This is a genomic window from Undibacterium sp. Ji42W (genome assembly GCF_049340405.1).
In the GTDB taxonomy this organism is placed as follows: domain Bacteria; phylum Pseudomonadota; class Gammaproteobacteria; order Burkholderiales; family Burkholderiaceae_D; genus Undibacterium.
The window spans coordinates 124876-142349 of record NZ_JBMPOV010000004.1 but is presented as its reverse complement, the minus strand read 5'-3'; the positions used below and the strand labels follow the sequence as shown (position 1 = coordinate 142349).

Here is a 17474-nt window from a genome sequence, read left to right as displayed (position 1 = left end):
ATCAAGCTTTCCGGCCTACTCGGTTGGGATGCTCTCTTTCAGGAGTTGAAATGAGTCAAAAGCAAAATGCACTGCTGGCAGTGTCCGCACTGTTCAGCAAAATCTACGATAACTACGGGCGCATCAATTACGACGACGCAGAATTCAGGGCGCTGAAGCAGGAAGTTGAGGCGGCAGTAGCTGCCCCGGACGCCTCCGCGCCTCTGCCACCGGTAGAGGTCGAAAAGCTGGTCTACGTGAACGACCCGGTGGTGAATGAAAAACTGGATGCCATCGAAGAACATCTCGGCGTCATCCTGCATCTATTGCCGGAACCGGCGCAAGCGTAAAAAGTTCGGGCTCTCTTTTCGCGTCCAGGTCCACAAGACCAAAAGCGCAACCACAAAGCCACGCCTTACCGGGCGTGGTGAATGAGGAACCAGTATGGCAAGCGATATCTTGGGGCGAACAAGTTGCCCCCTCAATTGTGGGCACGATGCTGCCCACGTCAAAATCAAGAACGACAAGGCCACAGGCCAGGCGTATCCATACGTCCATTGCCGTGGCTGCGGGTGCCAGCTTCACACAAAGAACGACGAACAGGCAAGGCATCTGCTCAAGATCACCCGGAAAGAAAAATTAGACCTGCCAGCGCCGGAAATCGCGCAGCCAGTCAACGAACAGCCCGCGCAGCCTGTATCCGTACCGGAACCCATAAAAACCGCTCAAAAGCCCGTTTTTGAGTTCTTAGGATTGCCTTTCTAGGGGAAGACCATGACCGAACAAGAAATTAATGCGATGTTGGCGGCTGGCGAAAATATCGACGCTGGCGCGGCCATCGCCATGGAAGAAGCGCAGCAATTGCCAGGTGTTATGCCTCCAGACCCTGACGCGGCAGCGATGGAATGGCTGATCGTGCCTACCGGTCTTGCATGGGCAATTACCACGGCATTCCCTGAGACGGCGCATTACTACACAGATGAAGCCAAGATGAATCTGGCGCGGGCAATTGTGCCTGTAGCGGATAAATACGGCTGGTCTGGTGTGTCCAGTCCTGAAATTATGCTTGGTATGGCGGCTATCGGATTTGCTATGCCTGCTGTGCTGGCCTACAAAGAGCGCAAGGAATTGCGGGAGGCTGAGCAAAGCAAGCCGATAGGGCAGGGCGCTGATGGCAACGGATAACGACGCGAAAATATGGGCTGTCATGGGGCAGTCCGGCACCGGTAAAGGGCTGTGGATAAAGCGCGAACTACGAAGGCTCAAACCTAAGCGAATAATCATCCTTGATCCCCAGGACGAATACGGCGAATTTGCCAGCCCGTTCACAAGCATGGCCGACATGACGCGCATGGTAGTCAAAGCGCCGGGCGGCGGGTTCCGTGTCCGCTACGTCTTCCCGAAAGACTGCCCGCAAGAGCATTTCGATAAGGTGTTTAGTCACGTCTGCCAACTGGCATACATGGCGGGAAACTGCACCCTGCTGGTGGAAGAGTTGAGCAATTTCACCAAGCCGTCATGGGCTCCACCTATGTGGCGGCGCATGTGCAACAGCGGACGCCATGAGGGTGTGCATGTCATCGGTTGCAGCCAGTACCCGGCCCAGGTGGACAAGGCATTTTTATCCAATGCCACGCTGGTGCATTGCGGCTGGCTGGGTGAGGAACCACACCGGAAAGCCATAGCGCAACGCATGAACATATCCCCGGACGTCATCAATGATTTGCCTGACCTGCATTACATCGAGTGGGAGCGCAAGGGAAGAAGCCTGAAAAGTGGCGTCATAACCACGACAGGACGCATAAAAGAGACCCCGTTTTCTGCCTAGGCGTATGCGTATCCGTAGGCATCGCACCATCACTATTTTTCACGTCTGAAACTCGTTAACTTGGCTACATGAACAAGTTTTTACCGAGCCTACAAAAAGTCAGTCAGGACACGATTAGTTATGCAATCGGTCTTGTGATTGTCGCCATCATCGTGGCGTCAAGTCCCCGGCTAAAAGCGCTCATAAAAAATTACGACAACAGCCAAACGTGAGGAAAACAAATGGCAGCTTATCTGAAAAACGCGGCTTTTATTTTGCTGGTATTCGCCATCGCAAAGAAGCTCAACAACACAATGACAATCCCGGTTGTCAGTGACTTTTTGCCGAAATAAGGGGCTGACATGCCACATTTAAAAGAAGCTCTGAAGACCGCCGCAATTGTGCTGGCCGTCATCTACGTGGGTAATCAAGTGTCGATTACTCGCAATCTCATTCAACGCGCTTTGACAGGAAACTAAGGCCATGTTTAACAAACCAATGCAACAAGTCGTAGGCGTGGCTGCTGGCTCCATCGCTACTTTGCGCGTCCCGGCTGAAGCCTTCACGCTGGTAGGCCTCAAGCTGAATCTGAATTTTCTTAAGACACTGATTGACCGTGTCCGCATCAAGGTAGGTTCCCGCGTGATCTGGGACTTGACCTATGCGCAATTCAATGCCGTCAACAACTACAAAAACGAAGCAGACAACACGAAAGTGCTGTACCTGAATTTTGTAGAACGTGACCAAGCGATTTTCCCGGTCAAGGAGGTGGGCGGTTTCGATCTGATGGCCCTGCTGCCATTGGGTGAGGTCTACTTCGAGTTCTACATCAATGCGGCTGCGGTGTCTCCGACAATCGACGCTATCGGCTATTTTGAAGGCGCGCAGGGTAATCCAGCGGTACTCAAATTCGTGCCATTCAGCTTCAGCACAAACTCTGCGGGCAAATTCACTTTGCCGCTGAACATGCGCGGCGCTGTCATGAAACGTATCTGGCTGTTTTACTCCGGTACAGCCTGGACAGGCGCGACTAACGGTAACGTCAGTCGCTTGGAAATCAAGAAAAACGGTCTGGTCTTCTTTGACCAAACTGACTTGGGTAATCGCTTTGACCAGGCGAATTTCAAGAAAGTACCGCAAGCTGGCTTATACGTCGCTGATTTCATCATCGACAATAACCACGACGCGCATATCACCACAATGCGCCGTCTGAGCAACGGCAACGCGGCAGGCTCACTGATCTATGACACGTTTGAATTCAATGCGTACATAGCGGATGCAGGCGGCGCAACAGTAACAGCTATCGCGGAAGTTCTCGACGCTGCTACAAACCTGTAAAAAGGGGACAGCATGTCATACGAAAGTAACGCGCTGTTCGGCGAAAACGACGGATACAGCGCAATCCCGGCGAACATGCTTAATGCGGGCGCTGATGGTGCGGTCGATTGGGGTTATGTCGTGTCGCAAGGCATCAAGGGCGCTGCCCAAAATGCCATAGGCGCGATGGTCAACGGCGCATATGCTGACGGCCAGCTTCAGCAAAACCGCACTGTCAAGGTGACGGCAGATAAAAACACCATGAATCTGCTGATCATTGGCGGCATTCTGCTTGTTGTGCTGGCTGGGAGTAAAAAGTAATGGCGCTCCCTTTCACCATACCGAGCATTTCGGCGGGTGGGGGTGGGCCAAGCGATGCGAAAAGCTCGGCGGCTATCCCTGTCAGCATGAACATGCCATGGATATCAATCCATAACGTGCAAAGTCATACGCAGGGCAGCAGCCAAAGCGCAGACGGAACCAGTAATCCCAGCAATGCCGGGGGCGCTGGTGACATGGGCGCACTTGCTGGCAGTGTTGGCGGTATCCCGATTTTGTACATTGCAATAGCTGCGGGCGCATGGTTGTTGTTGCGCTGAGTAACCCGGATGAGGTGCGCGACATTCTCGCGCCTCTGAAGGGCAAAAAGCCAAACCCAGGCGCACGGCATGACGTTGAAAAGCTCATGCAAAAAGGCACCTGCTGGAAGATGGAAGAGGGCGGGCAAATTGTCGGTGCTTTTGTCGCAGAAGTGGAAGGGCAAACTCTCTGGATAACAGCGGCAGCGGGCAGGGCGTCGTTTAACCTGTGCGACTTCTTGGCCGGACATATGGACAAGGTAAGCCGGGGGCATGTGACAGAAATCATGTTTCGCACTGCAAGACCGGGACTGGTAAAGCAGGCCAAAAAGCACGGATACGAAATTGCTGAATACTGGATGAAAAAGAAAATATGAATTTCCGCTACGAACTCTACAAAGCCCGGTATGGCAGTCGGTACAACATTGGCGGCAGCTCCAACAGCGACGCCAGCAACACGACTACTACCAGCAGCAACACAACAAATACTGACAACAGTATGACCATGGGCGACCATGGAACGGGCATCAATGGCAGTAATAACGTCGTTGATAACAGTGCTGTGAACAATACCAGCATGACCGATACGTCAGACCGTAGTACGAACATGTTTGACATGTCTAATCGGTCTACCAACATGACCGACGCGTCAGACCGCAGTACAAAATTTACGGACAATAGCAATAGGTCTACCAATTTCGCTGACAACAGAATCAGCACACAGGATTCGCGCTCGACAAATACTAGTAGCACATCCATGACGGACTACAGTAACCGCTCTACGCAGGTGACTGACTTCGGATTCTTGGGTAAGGCGCTCGACTCCGTGACGGCCATGTCTTCCGGCGCGATATCGAACAATGGTGCGGTGATCGGCAAGGCGTTTGACAACCTGAACCAGACCACGGCTGACAACATGAATGTCATGAAGACCGCCTTTGATTTTGCAGCCAGGTCAAGCGCCAACAGTTTGACCAGTGCAGCGGATGTGATGGGCTTCACCCAGCAAACCATTGATAAGGTAGGCAGCCAGGTTGCAGCAAGCAAGGCAGACCCAAACCAGAAACTGATCATCGCGGCTGTTGTGGCTGCGGGATTGGTGGCAGTGATGGCCGTCTCTAAAGGAAAATTGCCGATATGAAAACCTATGATTTTGCGCTCAGTGCGGCAATGAACAGAACCATGTTGCAGGTCGCCGGGTTCGCGTTTTACTACGTGAACGGGACCAGCACAGGCAATTCAACGATCACCATCAAACCGGAACGCGGCGAAGATTTCGACCTGAAGCCCGGTCAATGGATGCGCTTGCCGTCAAACGTGTCTACGTGGTACATCGCCAGCAAAGATGGCGTCAGCACGATTGCAGGCCAGTTTGTCATCGGTGACGGCGTCTTTGGTGACTCAAACATTTTCAGCACGACAGTAATAGCCCCAGGTCAATCGGTGGGCATTACCGGACTTGTCCGCGACATCTACAGGCCTGAAGCGATAACGACAAGCTATGCAGACACGTCGCCACAGACAGCAAACACAAACCTGCAAATTGTGGCAGCAGCAACCAATGTGAACGGCGTCATTGTCCACAACGCGCAATTGATATGGACTGGTAGCGGCAGACAATCGTTTATCGCCAAAGCAACAGCACCGACAGCCATCTTTGACGGCACGGTCATTCTGTCGCAGGACACGGTAGGAGCGGCAGGTAACTACGGCGGTCGTGATGTGATGCTACAGAATTCAATACTGGTACCAGCAGGGCAAGCGATCTGGTATCGGACAGTAGGCGACCCTAGCGGGTTCTTTCGAATGCTTCAGTACACGGTGCTGTAATGCGGCTGGTGCTTGGCGCGGCCATCTTCGGCGCGGCCTACATCATCCTCACGACAATGGAACAGGCAGCGCAAGAGGTGGCAGCAGCAACAGGCGAAGACTACGGGCTAACCGACGTACTAGCCGACAAGATGGACGAAGTAACCGGATATATAGGCTCACAGGAATTAAGCGACATGCAACCCAGCGACCAGATTAAACGAGACATTAAAGGCAGTGAAGGCCTGAAGCTTCAGCCCTACAAGCTGAACGACGGCGGCTACACGGTCGGCTATGGTCATTGGTCTGCATCGCCATTGTCAGCGATCACCCAGGTGCAAGCGGAAGCCATGTTTGACGACGACTTAGAAAACCGTGCGGCCAAATGGGTACGCCTCTATGTGACCGTGCCAGTGAATCAGGCTCAGTTTGATGCGCTGGTGCATATCGCCTACAACATGAGCCCGCGCAGCTTCAAGAAATTTGCGGATGCAGTCAACGCAGGGCAGGGCATACGGGATATTGCGGCTGAGTCTATCGGCTGGGTAGCAACAGAATACAAAAACGGCATCCGTAACAGACGGAACCGGGAGATTAACCTATTTGAGAACGGGGTATATGCATGACCACCATGAAAAACAATGACGCGCTGTTAGGCATCGTCCTGATAGCGGGCGCAATCTGGTACAGCCGGGGCGCTCAGGCGCGTGGCACTGGCAGTCTGTTTAAGGCGAATGCGCCGCTCGGCACTGGCTCCATGCCAGCAAGCGCGGGTACAGGCGTATCACAGGCCTTGGGCGGTGCGCTCGGCAGCTTTATCTCCGGCATGTTCGGCGGTGGCTCTGCCAAGACTGCGACTGGTGCGCCTATCCTTGGTGGCAGCGAATACGCCTACCTGACAAGCGCCAACTACCTGAATAACCAGACCGTGCAAGAAATTGCATGGGACCAGGCCAGCCCGGATGTGATTGTCCCGGCAAACCTGTCCACCACAGGCCTTGAACAGGATTGGACGGTAGGTTAATGAAACTCAGTTTCGACAACTATGCAACGCTGATCAAGGTCGGCGCGGTGGTGGTCGTCGGCGTCTACGTCTACAGGCGCGGCCTGTTTGGTGTGGTAGGCGATGCGGTGAACTCGGTAGTCAGTGCCGGGGTGGAAATCGCAAAACCGATTGTGTACGGCGCTACAAAAAATAGCGCTCTCAACGTGGTGGAAACTACGGGCAGTTTGCAGAAAGATTTAGGCATCACGCAACAACAAGCAGAAATCCTTGATGCCCTTGCCATTGGTGGCATGGGCGCATAACGAAAGGCAATCATGAAACGATTAACAGAAGCATCCACCTGGGCAGGTTTGGGCATCATGGCGCAAGTCTTGGCGAATATAGTGCCAGGTCAATACGGTCTCTACCTGCATGGCATCAGCGCAGTAGCGGCAGCGCTGGCAGGCGTCATCCCGGAAAAAGCAGCAGCAGAAAAAGCGGCGGCATAAATGACACTGGCCGATATCCTCCAGTTGAGCAACGTGCTGGTGATTCCGGCCTTTGGTTACATCATCATTCTTGAGCGTCGCATTACCAAAATGCAGACACAGATAGAAGTTTTACTTGACAGGCTGAACAAATGACAAAGCGAAAAACACCACCACGTAAATCTAACGGCCAGTTCCGCAAGCGCAAGCGCAAATAATGGACTTGCTGAAACTCGCCGTCGTGGGCGGCATAGGCTGGTATGTGTACACCCGGTATCTGGTAAAGAAATCCATCGGTACGGGTGTCATTGCTACGCCTAAGACCATCGCTGTAGGTGAGCCCACAGGCTACGCTGTAGACACGCCACCCAGCATTGACCCGGAACCCATGTACAGGCCTGTACAGGTGCCGCAAATGGATTACGCGCCTTGGTATGACAAGGCAAAGAACATCATCATGTAATCAGGTCTAAGGCTAGGCGCGCATGCCATGGCCTGTAGACATCCTCTACAGTCTCGTCAAACGTACCGCGCAGCTTGGCGGCTTGCACCTTGCCCACGACGTTATACGTGCGCAGGTAATTCCTGTATGAGCGCTCAGGCGTCAACCATCGCGGGCTCACTGCGGACACCCATAAAAACAGGTCGTTTTCAGTCACAACGACTTCGCCAAATAGGTCGGTAGCATCTTGATACATATGGATTTTGAATTCTGTTGGCCAGTAGCATAGAATGCAGGCCGGAAGGGAAGATTGATTTTTTAAAAAGACCGGGATAATGCTTGGTATTCTTAATTTAGCGCGCATTTGACATAATATAAATTATGCGAAATTAAGAATGGCATTACAATATGACTTCGTCACGAATCAAAGCTTTAGAATGAACAATTGAAACAAAATAATTCGTTACGCATATTTCCCAAGAATGGATTTATCAAAATGGTAAACTAGTACTTTAGTTGTGATTTCTCAACATGAGAAAGTATTTGGCTTTTGATGCCAAAATTTAGCCTATATTAAGTGACCTTTCTCTTTTAGATTTTTTATGCAATCGTTTAGCAGCACAAATACAATAACAAACCCAGAAATTTTGTACGGTGAAGAAAGGTGCGATTTTTTACGAGAGGAAGTGCTGGCTGATTTGCTGGAGGCAAGCGCGGTAGCTTTTCCTGATAAGATCGCATTAATCTCTGGTGAATTATCTGTCAGCTACCGGCAATTGAATGCTGATGCAGATCGTGTCGCCTCTGTTTTGATCGCTGCAGGTGTGCGGCCCGGGCATATTATTGGCTTGTGGCTGCCGCGTGGCATACATTTGTTGATCATGCAGGCGGCCATTGCCAAAACTGGTGCTGCCTGGCTGCCGTTTGACGCAGATACTCCCATAGACAGGATTGCTGTCTGCCTTAATGATGCCAATGCCTTTGGAGTCTTGAGCTGTCCGGCTTTTGAAGTGCAGTTGACTGAGCTGGACTGTCGAAAATGGCTGGCTGAAGATGCACTAGCCGATGTTGGGCAAACCATCTTAAAGCGTGAAGCCATCAAAGGCAGCGACCCAGCTTATGTGATTTATACCTCGGGATCGACAGGCAAGCCCAAGGGTATATTGGTGAACCAGGCCAGCATTTGCCACTTTTTGCGCAGTGAAAACCACATACTGGGCATACGTCATGATGACCGTGTGTATCAGGGATTTTCATTGGCATTTGATATGTCATTTGAAGAAATCTGGATCAGTTACCTGGTTGGCGCGACCTTATGGCTCGCACCAAAAGAAATTACAGCTGATCCAGATGCCCTGCCGCTGGCTTTGAATGAAAACCACATCAGTGTCTTACACGCTGTCCCCACCCTGCTCGCTTTATTCAGCCATGACGTTGATAGCCTGCGCCTGATCAATCTGGGCGGCGAGATGTGTCCTGAGGTGCTGGTCAAGCGCTGGTCGCGTCCAGGACGGCAGATGTTTAACACTTATGGGCCGACCGAAGCAAGTGTGTCGGCCAGCCTGGCACAGTTACACGCCGATCAAGCTGTGAACATAGGCAGACCTTTGCCTAATTATTCCTTGCTTGTTATTGCAACGGATGTTGAAAATGGTCTGCGTCTGCTACCGTTTGGTGAAATCGGCGAACTTTGTATTTCTGGCCCTGGTGTGGCGATAGGTTATCTTGGCCGACCTGATCTTACTTCTGAAAAATTTCTGGCCAATCCCTGGAGCAGACATTCACATGACACCAGGTTGTACCGTACTGGTGACCTTGCTTGTTTTAACCCTGATGGTAGCGTGCAGTGTCTTGGGCGTGCCGATGACCAGGTGAAAATCCGCGGCTTCAGGGTTGAGTTGGGTGAAATTGAATCAGTATTAGCCAAACAAGTTGGGGTGGGCGCAGTGGCAGTTGTCTTGCGTAAGGATGAAGACATTGACCAGATCGTGGCTTTCATCATCAATGATCAACTCCCTGCCGATACTGATGCAAACGTGTTTGCACAGCATGCTGTTGTCTTGCGCACCGAGTTAAGCCGGGTCTTGCCTATTTACATGGTGCCTGCCCGCTTTGAATATCTGGCTGAAATGCCCAGACTGACATCTGGCAAAATTGACCGCAATACGCTTAAAAAACTGACGCTGGCAAAACAGGCCGCGAACAACGCATCAGATCTCCCTGAGAACGAGACTGAGGCGGTGTTGTTTGACGCTTTGGCCAGCCTGTTCCCTGGGCAGGCTATACAACGCGGGTCAGATTTTTTTATTGATCTTGGTGGTCACTCCCTGATGGCAGCAAAACTGGTGTCGATCTTGCGCAAGCATCCGCGTTTTGCCTATTTCAGAATTAGCGACATCTATACGCATCGCGTGATCGCCAGGATGCTGCAAGTCCTGGAATCCACAGGACAAACCCAAGATGCTTCGGTAGCGTCAAGCAATCAACAATGGGCCACTGCGCCAGAATGGAAGCGCTGGCTTTGTGGCATCGGGCAAGCGGCAGCCATACCTTGGTTGGTGGCCATGCGCATGGTGCAATGGCTGGCGCCATTTTTTGCTTATCACTTTTTCACTGGTGACCCTGAGGACTCCATTGCCAGGGCGGTGTTCTTGTCTGTTGGCGTTTTCCTGTTGTTGACACTAACTGAATTTGCCGTTGCCATTATAGGTAAATGGCTGATTGCCGGACGCTTGAAACCTGGTCGCTACCCTCTTTGGGGATGGACTTATTACCGTTGGTGGCTAGCAGACAGGCTAGTGGAGGCTGCGCCTACATATATGCTGAGCGGCTCTTCTTTATACACTTGGTGGTTACGTGCGTTGGGAGCGAAGATAGGCTCTGACGTGGTGATCGGTTCGATGACTTTGCGTGCGCCTGATTTGCTACGCATCGGTGACCGTTGCAGTATAGGTAGTGCGAGTAATTTTGAAAATGCACGCGTACAACACGGCGAATTAATCTTGGGGACCATCACCCTGGAGGATGATGCTTACGCTGGTTCATATGCGGTATTGGAAGGCAATGTACACATAGAAGCTGGTGGCCATCTTGATGGGCAATCTGCTCTGAGCGCAGGACAACGCATACCAAAATCCAGGATTTGGAAAGGCTCACCTGCCAGAGATGCCGGCGCATTTGATGCCTCGATTTATCCGCCAAGACCGCATGCTTCACGCTTACGCCTGGCAGGTGAAGCTGTATTTTTCGTGTTTGGTTCGCTATTAATCAGTGCCCTGTTTTTCATGCCGGTATTCCCCAGTTTTGTGACGATAGACTGGTTTGATAACTCTGAGCTCTTCCCCGGTTTGCAAAGCAATTCGGTGATTTTCCAGTTAGCGAAATATTTTCTGCTGGCGTTCCCGGCAACGGCAGTGCTGATTGTATGTACTGCGCTTTTATCTGCTGGCATACGCTGGAGCATTTTACCAACCTTGAAGGAAGGGCAATATCCTGTACATGGCAATACTTATTGCGGCAAATGGCTGGTCAATCAGATTCAGGAATCGAGCCTGAATGTGTTACATGGTGTGTATGCAACAGTATATGCCCCGTTCTGGTATCGCTTGCTGGGTGCAAAAGTCGGGCGTGGTGCAGAGATTTCAACGGCTTTAGGTGTCGTTCCGGATATGTTGACTTTAGGTGATGATACTTTCATTGCCGATGCCGTATTGCTGGGTGACGAGCAAATTGATTGCGGTTGGATGAGCATGCACCCTACCGTCATTTCTCGTCGCAGCTTTGTCGGTAATGGGGCTTACATCCCGGACGGTACGATTTTGCCTGAGAATGTATTGATAGGTGTACATACCAGTGCGCCGGATAATGAACAAATGCATGAGGGCGATACCTGGCTGGGTTCACCGGCTATCCATTTGCCAGCCCGCGAAGAAACCAGGGGGTTCCCTGAAAATCTCACTTTCCGCCCTTCCCTTATCCGACGTCTGGGACGAGGCCTGATAGAAGCTTTCCGCATCATTGCCCCGCATGCGATGGTGATCGCCGTTGGCTATACCATCGTTCTGGATTTGATGCCTTTGGCTGGTGATGATCGCTGGAGCGAGGTTTTATATTATCTGGTTGTTGCCGGCTTATTATATGGCGTAGGAAGTTTTGCTTTTGTGCTGGCTTTGAAATGGCTTTTGATTTTCCGCTACAAGAAAAGCAGTGTGCCCATGTGGACACCTTTTGTCTGGATATCAGAAGGCATCACCAATCTGTATGAAGGTATTGCAGTACCAAACTTCATGCGTTATCTGCGTGGTACGCCCTGGCTGCCTTTGGTGTTCAATTTGCTGGGTTGCAAAATAGGGCGCGGCGTGTACATGGACACTACCGACATTACCGAGTTTGACTGCGTCAGCATCGGTGACTATAGCGAAATCAATGCCCTGACCTGTCCGCAAACACATTTATTTGAAGACAGGGTCATGAAAATTGACCATGTCAGTATTGGTGAACGTGTCTACATGGGCCCGCGCAGTTCGGTGTTGTACAGCGCTGTGGTAGCAGATGGTGCCAGCCTTGGTGCAATGACACTGGTGATGAAGGGAGAATATATTCCGGCCAATTCCAGCTGGCACGGCTGTCCTGCTGCCATGACGGGAGGTTGATTGATGCATGTCAAACTGGTTTGCTCATTTCAAAATGGCAAGCCAGACTTGCGCTAATGTGTAGAATCTCCTGCGCTTATCAAGCTATGTGCCACCATTATCATCTTGCTTATAGTGCTGTCGATTTACACCGGATGCGGGATAGCGCACAGATGCTGTCAGGAAATGCAGTCATGATATGTGACGTTAAGCAAGTTGACCGAACTTGCGCGAGATGACCAAGAGCAAAAGCGCTAATGAGACAATACCCAGAAAATTTTGCACAAAAACCGACGTCTTCTCAACCGAAGAAAACGATCCGTATAGAGTTGGCGCGATCTACTATTGTAGCGATTGTTGGTGTGGTGCTGGGCTTTGCACTGCTCTCTCAGTTGGTACCTGTCATTTTGGTACTGATCACTGCGTTGATGCTGGTTGGCACCCTTAATCCGGCGGTTGACTGGCTTGAGCGCCGCAATATTCGCCGCTTTGGTGGCATAGCAATCGTGTTCACTGTCTTGATGATGGTCTTGGTCGGCTTGGCCATTTTCACGGTGCCGCCATTTATTGCCCAAGTCGCCAGCCTTGTGCAGCAAGAACCCGAATTGCGCGGCCGCCTGATTAAATTTCTCGCTGAGTATCCATTCACAACATCTTTGGCAGATGGCTTGCGACATATCCAATACGCTGCGCTATTTAAATCTTATAGCAGTGAAGCCATGGCTTTCTCCAGGGGCTTATTTGAAATCATTGCGTATGGTGCGGGGTCATTCTTTCTCGCCTTGTACATTATGATAGACCGCGACCGCTTGCGCGGCGCATTGTTTGCGGTGATACCTCGTGCGCATCACATTAAACTGGCGCGCATCATGCTCAATCTTGAAACCATCGTTGGTGGTTACGTACGTGGTCAGGTTCTCACTTGCGCCATGATGACGGTTTTTCTGTTTATTCTACTTACCGCCTGTGGCGTACCAAACGCAATAGCGATTGCTGCTTTTGGCGGTATCGTGGATGTGCTTCCCTTTGTCGGTATTTTCCTCACCATGGTCCCGGCAGTACTCGCAGCTTTAGCCGTCAGTGGCGTTGCCGCAACAGTGGTAGGTGTTTTGTTGCTGTGCTATGAAGAGTTTGAAAGCCGGGTATTGATCCCTGTCGTTTATGGACGTGCACTACGGTTGCCTTCTTCAATAGTGTTGTTTGCTTTGATCGCTGGTGGCACTTTATATGGTATTGGAGGTGCTTTGTTGGCATTGCCAGTCGCGGCGACGCTGCTTATGTTGATCGATGAACTGAAGGTTGAATTGCCTGGCGAAAGCTTGCAGCCCAAGGACCTGGCTGTGCAAAGGGATGATATCGTCGGTGAGGCAGAATACTTGCGCCGCACAGACGGCATGCCTGCTGAAGCAGCAGCAGGCATTGCCCTTGAGATATCTGGAGACAGAAAACACAACGAAGGAGATAGAACGGCGAAAGATTCTATCCCGTCTGAAAATGCGGTTCAGACTACCTGAGCTAACAAGACCGATCAGCAATGGGTTGACACAGTGCTATTTTTGTCAACTTTGCTGATCCTGTTTTGGTCGTCCCAAGACTTGTCCCAGTAAGGCTGTTCCTGGCGCTTCCCTGCCACCGGGCCCAGCTTCAAATCGTATATCCTTAAGTTGCAGTTCTTCTTTGCAATTAGCGCAAGCCGGTACGGTAGTGGTAATGTGGCCACAATGTTGATGGCGTACTAGTAAGGGTTGCTGCCCTTCTGCTGTTCGCCATTTATCTCCCCAAGCAGTCAATGCCAGTAATACTGGATATAAATCCCGCCCTTGCTGCGTCAGGCTATAACGCCAGACACGTTTATCCTGCGCGTCGGTCTGCCGTTCCACTATGCCCTGCTCCATCATTTTTTTCAGTCGGGCTGTCAGGATATTCGAGGCAACGCCAAGATTGCGCTGGAGATCGTCAAAACGCTCGAATCCCAGAAACAGATCGCGCAAAATCAGTAGCGTCCACCACTCGCCAATGACTTCCAGTGTACGGGCAATCGAGCAGGAAAAATCAGAAAAAGAACTGCGCTCCATAATTTAGCTTGCTTGATGCAAGTTAACTGTTTACATTGCTTGCATTATGCCAGTGAAAGTCAGCCATGTATGCTTATATCGTCGAGAACAAACTCCGCAAAACCTTTGCTGCTATCAACGCAGGCGATGTCAGTCTGATGCTGGATAGCCTGGCTAATGATTTTGTCTATCGCTTTGAAGGAGATTCGCCGATTTCTGGCTTGCGTAATTCACGCGCGTCTATGGCTTTATGGTGGGAGCGCTTATACCGTTTGTTCCCTGGCTTGCAATTTGAGGTAAAAGAAGTAGCTGTCATCGGGCCGCCGTGGGATACCCGTATCCATGCAGTGCTGGACTTTATCGTTCCGCACCAGCCGGATGGGCCCTACAAGAATGTGGTAATGCAATTCATGCGAATGCGTTGGGGCAAAATCACCTACGTCCATACACTGGAAGATACCCAGCGCTGCAGCCGCTACCTGGCGTGGAGTGCAGCAGGGGAATGTGACGAAGCATTGGCAGCCCCCATTACTGATCAGTCCTGGCCTGGATCCGGGCCATTCTTGCGGGCTTAGATTGGAATATTCAGATCTTATTCTGATCTATATCAGCTAAACATTTATCCTGATGGGAGCAAACTGCTGCAAACACTCCCGCAATATCTGGGGCGTGTTTGCAGTAGAAATTTGTTCACTCCATTGACAGATAAATTGATAGCCTGAACTTACCAATTTGCTTTGGACAAAGTAACCAGCCACTTGCGCAGTACCAGCATTTCCAGATGTCCGGCTTGTATGCCTGTGCTGCAATCGAGTACAGGATTGACATAGTAAGAACGCTGACGGAAGTCGCGGCAGACAAAAATTTCGCGACGCCCCAGGCGCATCACAAAAGAGCTAGGTGCGAATTGCAGGCTGAAGCGTGTATCAAAAGACTGTTCGAGGTTTGCCATAATTTCAATCTCCATATCGGTTGGTATGTGATAGAGGAACAGTCATCAAAACAGCCATGCGTTCATCCATGGACGAACTTTAACACAAACTACTGTATGCGCAATCAGTATTTTAAAACTGTGGTTTTCTCACCTCTCTGTAATTTCTTGCTCCAGTCACATAACACGGGCACATAAAATAAACTTTGAAGTCTGCCGTCATATTACATATACTGTATATTTAATCAGTATATGTAATATGGCCCACGTTTCCTCACTTCCTCCTGAACGCATACACTCCGCACTGTGGCGTGCATCGCAACTGGCGCGTGGTCAGGGTGGTTATTTGCCCAGTGGTTATGCTGAGCTCAATAATGAACTGCCGGGCCATGGCTGGCCACAGGGGCAATTAACCGAGATTTTGCTAGCGCAGATTGGCACTGCCGAGCTCAGCTTGCTCAAGCCCGCCTTAAGCCAGCTTGATGGGCGTCCCATTGTGTTATTGACGCCTCCTTATATACCGCAAGCATTGGCTTTTGCATGTACAGGTTTGCAATCATCGCAGTTGATATGGATACGCTGCCAGAAGCATATTGATGCTTTGTGGGCGGCTGAACAGGTGTTGCGCAATAGCAGTTGTGGCGCGCTGTTGTTCTGGACATCCAGCATCCGTAGTGAAGCTTTGCGGCGTTTGCATCTGGCCGCGCAAAGCTCGGAGACTTTATTCTTTTTGATGCGTGACATGCGGGCAGCACAGCAAGCCTCTCCTGCCCCTTTGCGATTAAGTGTGCAAACCAGCCAATATGGTCTGGAACTGGGCATACTCAAACGCCGTGGCAGCCAGCGCGATGCGCCGCTGGCACTACATGTGCCCAATCATCCTTATTTGTATGCCTATGCTCATCCAGGCAAAGAAAAACTTGCGACAAACTATGGCAACTTGCCCACCACTGTGGATAGCCGTTCACCTGCCTTTACTCCAGCTTGAGGTGTTTGTCACTCCCTTGTTTGCTCAGCAAGAGACACAAGTCAGTGTGATACTCCATCAAGGTCGGGTAACGTCCATGTCTGAATCTGCCGATCAGGCTGGCATACGCTTGAATATGCGTGCGGGTGGTGTGCAAATGCTGTCTGCCGATGCTGAGTACTATCAGCGTGATCACAATAAAGAAAAACTGGCACTGCAGGCAGTGGCAACTGCATTGCTGCAATACTCGCCACAAGTCTGTCTGGCAGAAGATGATTGCATACTGGTTGATATCAGTGCCAGTCTGAGTTTGTTTGGGGGTGTACGCGCTTTGCGTAAACGCATGCTGGAAAGCATGCGCATTCTGGGTTATACGGCAACGACTGGCATTGCTCCCGTTGCCAGGGCTGCCTGGTTATTGGCCAAGCAGGCATCGCGCAAATTACCTAGAGGACAGCATGTCTTTAAACTGCAAAGATTGAGTCAGCGCCTGGACAGGCTACCGGTCAAATTACTCACTTCAGCTCAGCCTTTGGCTGAGTTATTGCAGGGCATCGCCTGTTATAGCCTCAGAGATTTACGTCAATTACCACGCCCTGGCTTGCAGAGGCGTTGCGGCAAAGCTTTACTCATGGAGCTGGATCAAGCTTATGGTGCGCAGGCCGAAGTACACGAATGGTATCTGGCGGCGCCAGAATTCAAAGTCAAAATTGAACTGCCAGACCGTATAGAGCTTGCAGAATCACTTCTCATTTTTGCCCGCAGCCTGCTGGCCCAGTTGCTGGGATGGCTGGCTGCGCAGCAACTGGCGGTTACGCATATTCACATGGAATTATTGCATGAACGTGGCCGCCAAGCGATCCCACCAACCATGTTTGACCTGCAACTGGCACAAGCATGCTGGCAAGAATCGCACCTGCTCAGTTTATTCAAAGAAAAACTCAGCCAGCTCAAACTGCATAGTGCCGTCATTGGTATGCTGCTGGAAGTAAAGCAGACCATGGTGCGTGAAGCACAAAGCTATACTTTGTTCCCCGAGCCGGGTGGACAAGCAAATGAACATAAGCGCTTGCTTGAACTTCTGGTCGCCCGTCTGGGCGAAGAGAATGTCTTGCAGCCAGCACCACAGGCAGACCATAGAGCCGACATTGCCAATCACTGGATTTCTGTCATCAAGAAATCTCCGCCACCCTGCCCGCCCCTCTCTTTGGCAGCTTATGCCTTGCGCCCCAACTGGTTATTGCCCCAACCACTGGCGCTGGATATCCACGAACATCGCCCTTATTACGGATCAGAACTCAAACTTGTTTCTCCGGCTGAGCGTATAGAAGCAGGATGGTGGCATGAGCAAATACAAACTCGGGATTACTACATCGCTGTCGATAAGCGCCATGTGCGCTACTGGATTTATCGAGAGCGAGCCAATGACCCCGACAGTGAAGAACCTGTCTGGTTCTTGCACGGCATTTTTGGATAGTATTTGGGA

24 protein-coding genes are annotated in these 17474 nt (G+C 51.0%); 21 read left to right on the top strand and 3 right to left on the bottom strand.

What is annotated here, in order from left to right:
• Positions 1–50: 50 nt before the first annotated feature.
• The 16 genes from ACO0LG_RS10000 to ACO0LG_RS09925 all read left to right on the top strand — a co-directional run bounded on the left by ACO0LG_RS10000 (position 51) and on the right by ACO0LG_RS09925 (position 7426).
• Positions 51–329, top strand: a complete 279-nt coding sequence (locus tag ACO0LG_RS10000; protein ID WP_423025849.1) for a hypothetical protein — start codon at positions 51–53, stop codon at positions 327–329.
• Between the two features lie 94 nt (positions 330–423).
• On the top strand, positions 424–744 hold the full coding sequence (locus tag ACO0LG_RS09995; RefSeq protein ID WP_423025847.1) for a hypothetical protein: 321 nt from the start codon (positions 424–426) through the stop codon (positions 742–744).
• A gap of 9 nt (positions 745–753) precedes the next feature.
• Positions 754–1164, top strand: coding sequence for a hypothetical protein (locus ACO0LG_RS09990; protein ID WP_423025846.1), 411 nt, complete (start codon positions 754–756; stop codon positions 1162–1164).
• Entirely contained in the window at positions 1151–1807 is a 657-nt protein-coding gene (locus tag ACO0LG_RS09985) for a hypothetical protein (protein WP_423025844.1), read from the top strand. Before ACO0LG_RS09990 ends, ACO0LG_RS09985 begins: the two co-directional genes overlap by 14 nt.
• 462 nt (positions 1808–2269) lie before the next feature.
• Positions 2270–3124, top strand: coding sequence for a major capsid protein P2 (locus ACO0LG_RS09980; protein ID WP_423025842.1), 855 nt, complete (start codon positions 2270–2272; stop codon positions 3122–3124).
• 12 nt (positions 3125–3136) lie between these two features.
• A complete protein-coding gene (locus ACO0LG_RS09975) occupies positions 3137–3424 on the top strand; it encodes a hypothetical protein (RefSeq protein ID WP_423025840.1) in 288 nt (95 codons plus the stop codon).
• Complete coding sequence (locus ACO0LG_RS09970) at positions 3424–3702, top strand: hypothetical protein (RefSeq protein WP_423025838.1); 279 nt, start codon at positions 3424–3426, stop codon at positions 3700–3702. Before ACO0LG_RS09975 ends, ACO0LG_RS09970 begins: the two co-directional genes overlap by 1 nt.
• Positions 3684–4058, top strand: a complete 375-nt coding sequence (locus tag ACO0LG_RS09965) for a hypothetical protein (protein WP_423025836.1) — start codon at positions 3684–3686, stop codon at positions 4056–4058. The genes ACO0LG_RS09970 and ACO0LG_RS09965 overlap by 19 nt, the downstream gene beginning before the upstream one ends.
• Complete coding sequence (locus ACO0LG_RS09960) at positions 4055–4822, top strand: hypothetical protein (RefSeq protein ID WP_423025834.1); 768 nt, start codon at positions 4055–4057, stop codon at positions 4820–4822. The genes ACO0LG_RS09965 and ACO0LG_RS09960 overlap by 4 nt, the downstream gene beginning before the upstream one ends.
• A complete protein-coding gene (locus ACO0LG_RS09955; protein ID WP_423025832.1) occupies positions 4819–5511 on the top strand; it encodes a hypothetical protein in 693 nt (230 codons plus the stop codon). Before ACO0LG_RS09960 ends, ACO0LG_RS09955 begins: the two co-directional genes overlap by 4 nt.
• Complete coding sequence (locus tag ACO0LG_RS09950) at positions 5511–6116, top strand: lysozyme (protein WP_423025830.1); 606 nt, start codon at positions 5511–5513, stop codon at positions 6114–6116. Before ACO0LG_RS09955 ends, ACO0LG_RS09950 begins: the two co-directional genes overlap by 1 nt.
• Entirely contained in the window at positions 6113–6514 is a 402-nt protein-coding gene (locus ACO0LG_RS09945; protein ID WP_423025828.1) for a hypothetical protein, read from the top strand. Before ACO0LG_RS09950 ends, ACO0LG_RS09945 begins: the two co-directional genes overlap by 4 nt.
• Positions 6514–6798 (top strand): hypothetical protein, encoded by a 285-nt coding sequence (locus ACO0LG_RS09940; RefSeq protein ID WP_423025826.1) that lies wholly within the window; start codon positions 6514–6516, stop codon positions 6796–6798. The genes ACO0LG_RS09945 and ACO0LG_RS09940 overlap by 1 nt, the downstream gene beginning before the upstream one ends.
• Positions 6799–6810: 12 nt before the next feature.
• Entirely contained in the window at positions 6811–6984 is a 174-nt protein-coding gene (locus tag ACO0LG_RS09935) for a hypothetical protein (RefSeq protein ID WP_423025824.1), read from the top strand.
• Complete coding sequence (locus ACO0LG_RS09930) at positions 6985–7119, top strand: hypothetical protein (protein ID WP_423025822.1); 135 nt, start codon at positions 6985–6987, stop codon at positions 7117–7119. It begins immediately after the preceding gene.
• A 61-nt stretch (positions 7120–7180) separates the two neighbouring features.
• On the top strand, positions 7181–7426 hold the full coding sequence (locus tag ACO0LG_RS09925) for a hypothetical protein (RefSeq protein WP_423025820.1): 246 nt from the start codon (positions 7181–7183) through the stop codon (positions 7424–7426).
• Here ACO0LG_RS09925 and ACO0LG_RS09920 read toward each other — a convergent pair.
• Complete coding sequence (locus tag ACO0LG_RS09920) at positions 7419–7661, bottom strand: hypothetical protein (protein WP_423025818.1); 243 nt, start codon at positions 7659–7661, stop codon at positions 7419–7421. The two genes, ACO0LG_RS09925 and ACO0LG_RS09920, sit on opposite strands and share 8 nt — an antisense overlap.
• A 346-nt stretch (positions 7662–8007) precedes the next feature.
• Between ACO0LG_RS09920 and ACO0LG_RS09915 the strand changes: the two genes are divergently transcribed.
• Positions 8008–12057 carry a Pls/PosA family non-ribosomal peptide synthetase gene (locus ACO0LG_RS09915; RefSeq protein ID WP_423025816.1) on the top strand — a complete coding sequence of 1350 codons (4050 nt, stop codon included), beginning with the start codon at positions 8008–8010 and terminating at the stop codon, positions 12055–12057.
• 236 nt (positions 12058–12293) lie between these two features.
• Positions 12294–13550 (top strand): AI-2E family transporter, encoded by a 1257-nt coding sequence (locus tag ACO0LG_RS09910; protein WP_423025814.1) that lies wholly within the window; start codon positions 12294–12296, stop codon positions 13548–13550.
• 45 nt (positions 13551–13595) lie between these two features.
• On the opposite strand, the gene ACO0LG_RS09905 is transcribed toward ACO0LG_RS09910, so the two are convergent.
• Positions 13596–14111, bottom strand: a complete 516-nt coding sequence (locus ACO0LG_RS09905; protein ID WP_423025812.1) for a winged helix-turn-helix transcriptional regulator — start codon at positions 14109–14111, stop codon at positions 13596–13598.
• Between the two features lie 65 nt (positions 14112–14176).
• Here ACO0LG_RS09905 and ACO0LG_RS09900 point away from each other — a divergent pair, with 65 nt between their 5' ends.
• Positions 14177–14665, top strand: a complete 489-nt coding sequence (locus ACO0LG_RS09900) for a nuclear transport factor 2 family protein (RefSeq protein ID WP_423025810.1) — start codon at positions 14177–14179, stop codon at positions 14663–14665.
• A gap of 149 nt (positions 14666–14814) precedes the next feature.
• Here the strand turns inward: ACO0LG_RS09900 and ACO0LG_RS09895 are convergent, their stop codons facing one another.
• Positions 14815–15042 (bottom strand): hypothetical protein, encoded by a 228-nt coding sequence (locus tag ACO0LG_RS09895; RefSeq protein WP_423025808.1) that lies wholly within the window; start codon positions 15040–15042, stop codon positions 14815–14817.
• Between the two features lie 238 nt (positions 15043–15280).
• Between ACO0LG_RS09895 and imuA the strand changes: the two genes are divergently transcribed.
• Positions 15281–16009, top strand: a complete 729-nt coding sequence (gene imuA / locus ACO0LG_RS09890) for a translesion DNA synthesis-associated protein ImuA (protein WP_423025806.1) — start codon at positions 15281–15283, stop codon at positions 16007–16009.
• Positions 15954–17465, top strand: coding sequence for a Y-family DNA polymerase (locus ACO0LG_RS09885; RefSeq protein ID WP_423025804.1), 1512 nt, complete (start codon positions 15954–15956; stop codon positions 17463–17465). Before imuA ends, ACO0LG_RS09885 begins: the two co-directional genes overlap by 56 nt.
• Positions 17466–17474: the final 9 nt, after the last annotated feature.